Source organism: Frankia canadensis (assembly GCF_900197875.1).
GTDB classification, from domain to species: Bacteria; Actinomycetota; Actinomycetes; order Frankiales; family Frankiaceae; genus Frankia; species Frankia canadensis.
This window is the reverse complement of record NZ_FZMO01000192.1, coordinates 1-7,559: the sequence shown is the minus strand read 5'-3', so window position 1 is coordinate 7,559 and position 7,559 is coordinate 1. Positions and strand designations below refer to the sequence as shown.

The window sequence follows — 7,559 nt, the reverse complement described above, 5'->3', positions numbered from 1 at the left end:
GCACGAACGCCCGGACGGCAGCCCGGCGCCGGGCTGCCGTCCGGGCGTTCGTGCCGCTGACGATCGTGGGGCTGGGTGGGGCGATCCTGCTGCAGGACGACCGCGGGCCGGCCGTGCCCGGCAGCGGACCACTCACGGCAGCCATGCTCGCCTGCCCGGATCTCGCGGTGACGCCGCCGGGGGCGCACGTCCCGCTGCTGCCCGGCCCCGCCGGCCTGGACGTGCGGACCGGGACCACGGCGGGTCGGGTCCAGGTGTCGTCCCGCGACGCAGAGCTGCGGACCACCCTCGGCAGCGGGCGGCTCGCCCTGGGATCGTCCGCTGGCGGCGCCGGTGCCGTGCTGCTGACCGGCCGGGACGACGCGGCCGCCGGATTGTCCGCCGTCGTCACCGCCGCCGGGGACGGTGCCGGGCCGGCCCGGGCGCGTTGCGTCCCGCCGGTGTCGCGCAGCTGGTTCGCCGGCCCGTCGACGGCGGCGGGCCGAGACCCCGTCCTCGTCCTGGCGAACATGGCGGACCAGCCCGCCCGGGCCAGCGTGCGCACGCTCGCGGACGGCCCGGCCGGGCCGCCAGTGGACATCACGGTGCCACCTGGTCGCACCGTCACCCGACGCCTCGCCGCGCTCGCCCCCGAGGCGGCCACGACGGCCCTCGACGTCCAGGTGCGGGCCGGCAGGATCGTCGCCTGGATGACGGACCGCTCCAGCAGCGGCGGGCCGTTCACGGCGCCGCGTCTCGTCCCGGCGACCGCGCCGCCGGGCCGCCGACTGCTGCTCGGCGGGGTGATCGTGCCGTCCGGGCCGCCCGCGCCGGCCGCGACGCTGGTGCTCGCCGCGCCCGGGACGGCGACGACGGTCCGTGTCAGCATCCTGACCGCATCCGGTCGCCGCACCCCGATCGATCTGGCCGACGTGCCCGTCCCCGCCGGCGGCGCCCTCGCGGTGCCGGTGCCGCTGCCGGCGGGCGCGGCCAGTGCCGTCCTCGTCGAGTCGACGGGGGCCGCGGCGCCGGTGTTCGCCGAGCTGGGCGTGGCCTCGGGCTGGCCCGGCGTATGGACCTGGGCGCCCGCGTCCCGGGTGGAGGCGCCGTCCGGCGGCCAGGCGCTCGACGCCTACGGTCGGGGCGTCGGTCGGCTCGCCACGGCCGGCCCCACCACCGGGCCGGGCACGGCCTCCGACGCCGTCGTCGCCGTCCCCCCGACGCCCGCGGGGGCGGTGGGAGCCGTTGTCCTCACCGCGCCGCTGGGTCCCGTCACGGCGCGGCTGGACGGCGTGCCGGTGCGGGTCGACGCCGGCTCGGTCCGCGTGATGGCGGCCCCGGTTGCCGGGCGCGGCGGGCGTCTCGTCGCCGAGGGCGGCCCGCTCGTCGCCACATCCATCCTCGGTGCCGGCCCAGCCGGTGCCGGGGCCTCGTCGGGTGCCCTTCGGGTGGTGCCGCGGGTGCTGTCCGCGGCCGTCCCACTGACCGGGGCGCCGAGCCTGGCCGAGCTGCCGGCCGGCGTCGCCGACCCCGCGCTCGCGTACCGCTGACCATCCGTGGGCGAGGACGTCTCGCGCCCGCGCTTCGGTGCACCGTGTGGGCACCCGGCTCCATCACGACGGCAGCCAGCCGTCATGCGCTCGCGGTCAGCCGCCTCGGCTGGCCAGGAAGGCGCGGCCGTTGCCGCGCACGGTCACGTTCGCCGGTGCCGTCACCAGCGCCGCTTCGCCGCGGCGGAGCGTGAGCGGGGCGGGCGCGGGATCGGCGGGCGCGGCCTCGATGGTCACCTCGCCGTCGACGGCGAGCAGCACGGTCGGGCGGCCCACCGGCACCGGGGCGCCGCCGGTGCAGAGCACCTCCGTGAGGGCGAAGTCCGCGACCGGGACGTCCCAGCCGCGGACCAGACCGCCGGGTCCGGCGGCGATCGTGCGCGGGGTGAGGACCGGCGCGCCGCTCGGTGTCGCGTCGATGACGCGCAACAGCTCGTCGACGTCGATGTGCTTGGGCGTCAGGCCGCCGCGCAGCACGTTGTCCGAGGTCGCCATGATCTCGATGCCCAGGCCCGCGACGTAGGCGTGCAGCATCCGGGCCGGCTGGAACAGCCCCTCGCCGGGTCGCAGCGTCACGTCGTTGAGCAGCAGGGCCGCCGCGACGCCGACATCGCCGGGGTGCGCCGCCGCGAGCAGACCCACCAGGTCCGCGGCCCGCGCCAGGTCGTCCTCGCCGCCGGGACCGCGCAGGCGCGACGCGGTGGTGACCAGTTCACGGACGAGCGCGGCGGCGGGGGCCGCGGGCATCGTCAGCAGGGCGCGCAGCACGCTCGCCGCGCCCGCGGCGGGATCGCGCGCCAGCGGCCGGAACGCCGCGTCGAGCGCCGCCAGACCGAACCCCGCCACGACGGCGAGCGTGCGGGCGGGGTCGCGGACGCCGGCGAGCGCCCGGAACGGCGTGAGCGCGACGATCAGCTCGGGCTTGTGGTTGCGGTCCCGGTAGCGGCGGCGCGGATCGCCGACGGGGATGCCCGCCGCCTCGTCCGCGTCGAAGCCGACGGCCGCCTGGCCAAGATCGGGATGCACCTGCAGCGACAGCGCCTTGTCCGCCGCGAGCACCTTCAGCAGGAACGGCAGCGGGCCGACGAGCTCGGCCGCCGGCCGCCGCGCGCCGTCCGCCTCGACGAGCGCCGGCGCCACCGGATGGGTGCCCAGCCACAGCTCGGCCACCGGGCCGTCCGCGGCGGGCCGGCCGAGCAGGTCCGGGATCGCCGTTCGGGAGCCCCAGGCGTAGGCCTGCTCGGCGCCGTGCATCGCGAGCAGCCGGGCGGCGGCGGCCGGCCGCGACGCCAGGTCGGGGATGCCGGCACCGGGCGTCGGCGGCACACCTACGGGCTTCGGGGGCGTGGTGTTCCTGGTCACGATCTCCCTCGCAGTGGCGTGCGGTGGCGGGCGCCGCTGGCTGACCGGATCGGGCTAGTCCTCGTCGCCCCAGCCATGACCCTCCGGGTCGATCACCGCCGGGTCGACGCCCATCATCTCAGCCACCTCGTGGATGATCGCGTCCAGCACCAGCTCGGCGAGATCCTCGCTGTCGACCGCCCGCGCCTCGATCGGCCGGCGGTAGACGACGATCCGCCGCGGGGTGCCTGACCGGCCCTTTCCGGTGGCCGGCTGGTACCTGGCCAGCGGAATCTCCTCGTCGGTGACGGCCACCGGCGGCACGTCCTCGACGGCGAACTCGACCTCGGCGAGCTCCGCCGACCAGCGATGGTCGAGATGCTCGACCGCGTCCAGGACGAAGTCGTCGAAGCGGTCGCCCCGGGTCGCGTAGGCCGGCACGTCCGGGGGTAGTAGCAGGCCGCGCACGCCGCGGCCGCGCCGATCGCGGCGTCGGCGAGGCCGGATCGGCCGGGCCGCCGACGGGAACCGCTCGAGCTCCGTCACCCTGTGAGCGTAGCGTTCGTGGACGGGGCTCCGGCCGGCGTCCGGCGGGCGCGCGCACACTTCGGCACCTTCCGGGGTGAGCGCGGCCGCCGGACGCCGGACGACCGGCCCCGGCGGCCGGCCGGGCCCGCGGGTCCGGCCGCCTCGACCCCGCCGGCCGGGGAACTGGCCCGGATTCCCTCCCAGCCCGAGGAGGTTTCACGGTCTTGATGATCTCAATACCGCGCTGGACAAGGTCGTCGTGCACGAGATCGACTGCGCGGCGCGACGCATCGGTCGACAACGCGTGACGATTCAGCCTCGCGTCCCGCGACACGACGAGAGGTGGTGGCCGTCGCCCGTTCCGGGGGCTACCGTCCGGAACGTGAAGCCTCGGCGCTGCTCCCGCTCGGCCTGTTCCGCAGCCGCGGTTGCCACGCTCACGTACGCCTACGCCGAGTCGACGGCGGTGCTGGGCCCGCTGTCCCCGTACGTCGAGCCGCACTCGTACGACCTGTGCGGCACCCACGCCGATCGGCTCACCGTGCCGCTCGGCTGGGCGGTCGTCCGGCTCGAGGCCGAGGCGTCGCGTGAGGGTGGTCGTGAGGTGGCCGGGGACGACCTGGAGGCTTTGGCGGACGCCGTGCGCGAAGCCTCCCGGCGTGCCCCCGAAGCGCCTCGACGCGGTCCCGAACCACCCCATGGCGGTCCGCACGGGCCCCAGGGTGGCACGCCGCCGGGTGGCCGGCGCGGCCATCTGCGGGCGGTGCCCAGCCCGTCCTGACCATCGCGGCGGGCTCGTCGGGTCCCTGCCCGGCCGGTGGCGTGGCCGTCACCGGCGTGGCCGGGCGTGTGCCGTGGGTCGGGCGTGGGCTTCCGCGGGTGCGGTCCCGAAGACGTCGGACCCGGCGGATATGGTCGTCCCTGGCGACGGCGGCAGGCGCCGAGCGAGCCGGGAGCACCATTCACCCGGTGCCGGGGGACACCAGGAGAAGGGTGCGAAGCGCGATGCGTGACCTCTCGCGGATCTTCAAGGCGTACGACGTTCGTGGCGTCGTGCCGGCCGAGTTCGATGCCGACATCGCCCGGCAGACCGGCGCCGCCTTCGTGCGCCTGCTCGGCGCCGAGCGGATCGTGACCGCCCACGACATGCGGGAGTCGTCGATCCCACTGGCCGCCGCCTTCGCCGAGGGCGCGGCCGAGCAGGGCGCCGACGTCATCTGCGCCGGTCTCGGCTCCACCGACCTGCTCTACTTCGCCGCCGGCTCGCTCGACATCCCGGGCGCGATGTTCACCGCGTCGCACAACCCGGCGAAGTACAACGGCATCAAGCTCTGTCGGGCGGGCGCGGCCCCGATCGGGCAGGAGACCGGCCTCGCCGAGATCCGCGCGATGGTGGAACGCGGCGTCCCCGCCGGCCCCGGTCGGCTGGGCTCGATCACCGAGCGTGACCTTCTTGTCGACTATGTCCGCCACCTGCACACCCTGGTGGACCTGTCCGCCATCCGGCCGCTCACCGTCGCGGTCGACGCCGGCAACGGCATGGGCGGGCTGACCGTCCCCGCCGCGTTCGCCGGGCTGCCGCTGCGGGTCGTCCCGCTCTACTTCGAGCTCGACGGTTCGTTCCCCAACCACGAGGCGAACCCGATCGAGCCGGCGAACCTGCGCGACCTGCAGGCCGCGGTCCGCGAGTCCGGCGCCGACCTCGGCCTCGCCTTCGACGGCGACGCCGACCGGTGTTTCGTCGTCGACGAGCGTGGCGAGATCGTCTCCCCGTCGGTCATCACCGCGCTGGTCGCCGACCGCGAGCTCGGCCGCGAGCCCGGCGGGACCATCATCCACAACGTGATCGTCAGCAAGGCCGTGCCGGAGCTTGTCACCGAGCGTGGTGGCGTGCCGGTTCGGACCCGCGTCGGCCACTCGTTCATCAAGGCCGAGATGGCCCGCACCGGCGCCATCTTCGGCGGGGAGCACTCCGGCCACTTCTACTTCCGCGACTTCTGGCGCGCCGACTCCGGCATGCTGGCCGCCCTGCACGTCCTCGCGGCCCTCGGTGGCCAGCAGCGGCCGCTGTCCGAGCTGCTCGGCGGCTACGCCCGGTACAGCGCGTCCGGTGAGATCAACTCCGAGGTGGCGGACGCCGTCGCGGCGATGCAGGCGGTCGAGAAGTCGCAGGCCCCGCGCGCCACCACTGTCGATCAACTGGACGGCCTGACCATCACGTTCGCGGACGGATCGTGGTTCAATCTGCGCCCGTCCAACACCGAGCCGCTGCTCCGGCTGAACGTCGAGGGCCCCGACGACGCGACGATGCGCCGGCTGCGCGACGAGATTCTCGCGCAGGTCCGGAGCGGAAGGGAAGACTGATGAGCCTCGACCCGCTGCTGCTGGAGATCCTCGCCTGCCCGTGCAGCAAGCACGGCAAGCTGCGCCCCGACGAGCTGGACGGCGCCCCCGTGCTCGTCTGTCTCGCCTGCGACCTGGCCTTCCCCGTGCGTGACGACATCCCGGTCATGCTGCTCGACGAGGCCGTGCCGTTCTCCGACTCGTCGGCGTCCGCGCCCGCCTCGAGCTGACCGCGGCGTGTACCTCGACGAGGCGATTCTCGACGACCTCGCCCGGCTCGACGCCGGCCGCGCCGCGGCCCTGCTGCCGCACGTCGCCTCCGCGGGTCCGCAGGTCCGCCAGAGCGCCACGCTCGCCCAGGAGGCGGGCGTCGAGCGGCTCGCGGCGGACGGGCGACCGCGGGCGATCCTCGTCGTCGGGGTCGGTGGCTCGGCACTCGCCGCCGGCATCCTGGCGGCGGTCGCGAGCGCGACGGGCCCCGTGCCGATCATCGGCCACCACACCCACGGCCTGCCCGGCTGGGTCGGCGTCGCCGACGTCGTCCTCGCCGTGTCCGCGTCCGGCACCTCGGCGGAGACCCGCTCGGCGGTGGAGGAGGCAAACCGGCGCGGTGCCCGGGTCGCCGTCGTCACCCCGCCCGACACCCCGCTCGCGCACCTCGTGGCGCTCGGCGGGGGAGTGCTGGTCCCGCTGGCCGGGCAGCGCCCCGCCCGTGCCGCGCTGTGGTCGCTGGCGGTGCCGCTGCTGATCGCCGGGCGGGCGCTCGGTGTCGTCCGCGCCGGGGACGCGGCGATCGAGGCCGCGGCCACCCGGCTGGAGGACGTCGCCACCCGCTGCCGCACGTCGAGTGAGTCGTTCGTCAACCCGGCCAAGACCCTGGCCCTCGAGCTCGCGGGCACCCTGCCCGTCCTCTGGGGGACCTCCCAGGTGACCGCGGTCGCGGCCAGCCGGGCGGCCGCCCAGCTCGCGGCGACCGCGAAGTACCCCGCGCTGGTCGGATCGCTGCCGCATCCCGGTCACGATCAGATCGCGCTGCTGGACGGACCGTTCGGCGGTGGTCTGAAGGACGCCTCCGGCGGCGGGCGTGACGCCCTGGAGGACTTCTTCCGGGACCGCGAGGAGGACGAGGAGTCGGTCCGGCTGCGGCTGATCCTGCTGCGGGATCCGACCGCCGAGCGACCGGAGGTCGCCCGGCAGGCCGAGGCCGCCGTCGCAGTGGCGGCCGAGCGCGGCGTCGGCGTCACCGAACTGCGCGCCGAGGGGCAGGTCGCGCTGGAGCGGCTCGCCTCCCTGATCGGCCTGTTCGACTTCACCGCCGTCTACCTCGCGCTCGCCCTCGGAATCGATCCCGGCCAGACCCCGGCCGCCCACGACCTCGGCCGCTGACGGGGCTGCACGGGCCGTGATCCTCACGGTCGCCGTCCTGCACCCCGACCAGGAGGCCGAGCGTCGGGCGGACTTCCCGTAGGTGGGAAGCACGTGCGGGGGCAGCGGCGCCGTGTCGCGAACTCCGCGTGTCGTGTCCGTTTTGTCGCCGAATTCGCGACACGGGTTGCCGCGACGTTGTCAGAAGGCTGCCGCGGCCCGCCGCGACAACCCGCACGAAGATCACAATTCGAGACGTGGCCTAGCGACCGCCGCCACCGCCCTGGCCTCCACCGCCCTGGCCTCCACCGCCCTGGCCTCCGCGACCGCCGCCCTGGCCGCCTCCTCCTGCCGGGCCGCCGCCTGCCTGGCCGCCCTGGGGCTGGCCGAAGACGCCAGGCAGGATCTGCTGGCCGAGGTTCTGGAGCGGGTTGGCCGGGGGCTGGCCCTGGG

The 7,559-nt window shown here is 75.9% G+C and carries 8 protein-coding genes; 6 read left to right on the top strand and 2 right to left on the bottom strand.

The window, feature by feature from the left end; genetic code table 11:
- A partial coding sequence (locus C1A33_RS16360; RefSeq protein ID WP_101832355.1) for a DUF5719 family protein occupies window positions 1-1,529 on the top strand: 1,529 nt, incomplete at its 5' end.
- 96 nt (window positions 1,530-1,625) lie between these two features.
- Here C1A33_RS16360 and manA read toward each other — a convergent pair.
- Window positions 1,626-2,891 carry a mannose-6-phosphate isomerase, class I gene (gene manA, locus C1A33_RS16355; RefSeq protein ID WP_423748088.1) on the bottom strand — a complete coding sequence of 422 codons (1,266 nt, stop codon included), beginning with the start codon at window positions 2,889-2,891 and terminating at the stop codon, window positions 1,626-1,628.
- A 54-nt stretch (window positions 2,892-2,945) separates the two neighbouring features.
- Window positions 2,946-3,416 (bottom strand): metallopeptidase family protein, encoded by a 471-nt coding sequence (locus C1A33_RS16350; protein ID WP_243407617.1) that lies wholly within the window; start codon window positions 3,414-3,416, stop codon window positions 2,946-2,948.
- Window positions 3,417-3,780: 364 nt separating this feature from the next.
- Between C1A33_RS16350 and C1A33_RS16345 the strand changes: the two genes are divergently transcribed.
- The 5 genes from C1A33_RS16345 to C1A33_RS35765 form a co-directional block, all read left to right on the top strand.
- On the top strand, window positions 3,781-4,179 hold the full coding sequence (locus tag C1A33_RS16345) for a DUF3499 domain-containing protein (protein WP_101832352.1): 399 nt from the start codon (window positions 3,781-3,783) through the stop codon (window positions 4,177-4,179).
- Window positions 4,180-4,403: 224 nt separating this feature from the next.
- Window positions 4,404-5,762, top strand: coding sequence for a phosphomannomutase/phosphoglucomutase (locus C1A33_RS16340; RefSeq protein WP_101832351.1), 1,359 nt, complete (start codon window positions 4,404-4,406; stop codon window positions 5,760-5,762).
- Window positions 5,762-5,971 (top strand): Trm112 family protein, encoded by a 210-nt coding sequence (locus C1A33_RS16335; RefSeq protein WP_101832350.1) that lies wholly within the window; start codon window positions 5,762-5,764, stop codon window positions 5,969-5,971. The genes C1A33_RS16340 and C1A33_RS16335 overlap by 1 nt, the downstream gene beginning before the upstream one ends.
- Before the next feature lie 7 nt (window positions 5,972-5,978).
- Complete coding sequence (locus tag C1A33_RS16330; protein ID WP_101832349.1) at window positions 5,979-7,127, top strand: SIS domain-containing protein; 1,149 nt, start codon at window positions 5,979-5,981, stop codon at window positions 7,125-7,127.
- Between the two features lie 166 nt (window positions 7,128-7,293).
- Window positions 7,294-7,559 (top strand): hypothetical protein (locus C1A33_RS35765; RefSeq protein ID WP_207770333.1); only part of this gene is annotated, 266 nt, incomplete at its 3' end.

What these genes read in the sequence shown, in the direction of transcription:
- C1A33_RS16340 (WP_101832351.1), top strand. Translation starts at nt 4,404, where the DNA reads ATGCGTGACCTCTCGCGGATCTTCAAGGCGTACGACGTTCGTGGCGTC.
- C1A33_RS16335 (WP_101832350.1), top strand. Translation starts at nt 5,762, where the DNA reads ATGAGCCTCGACCCGCTGCTGCTGGAGATCCTCGCCTGCCCGTGCAGC.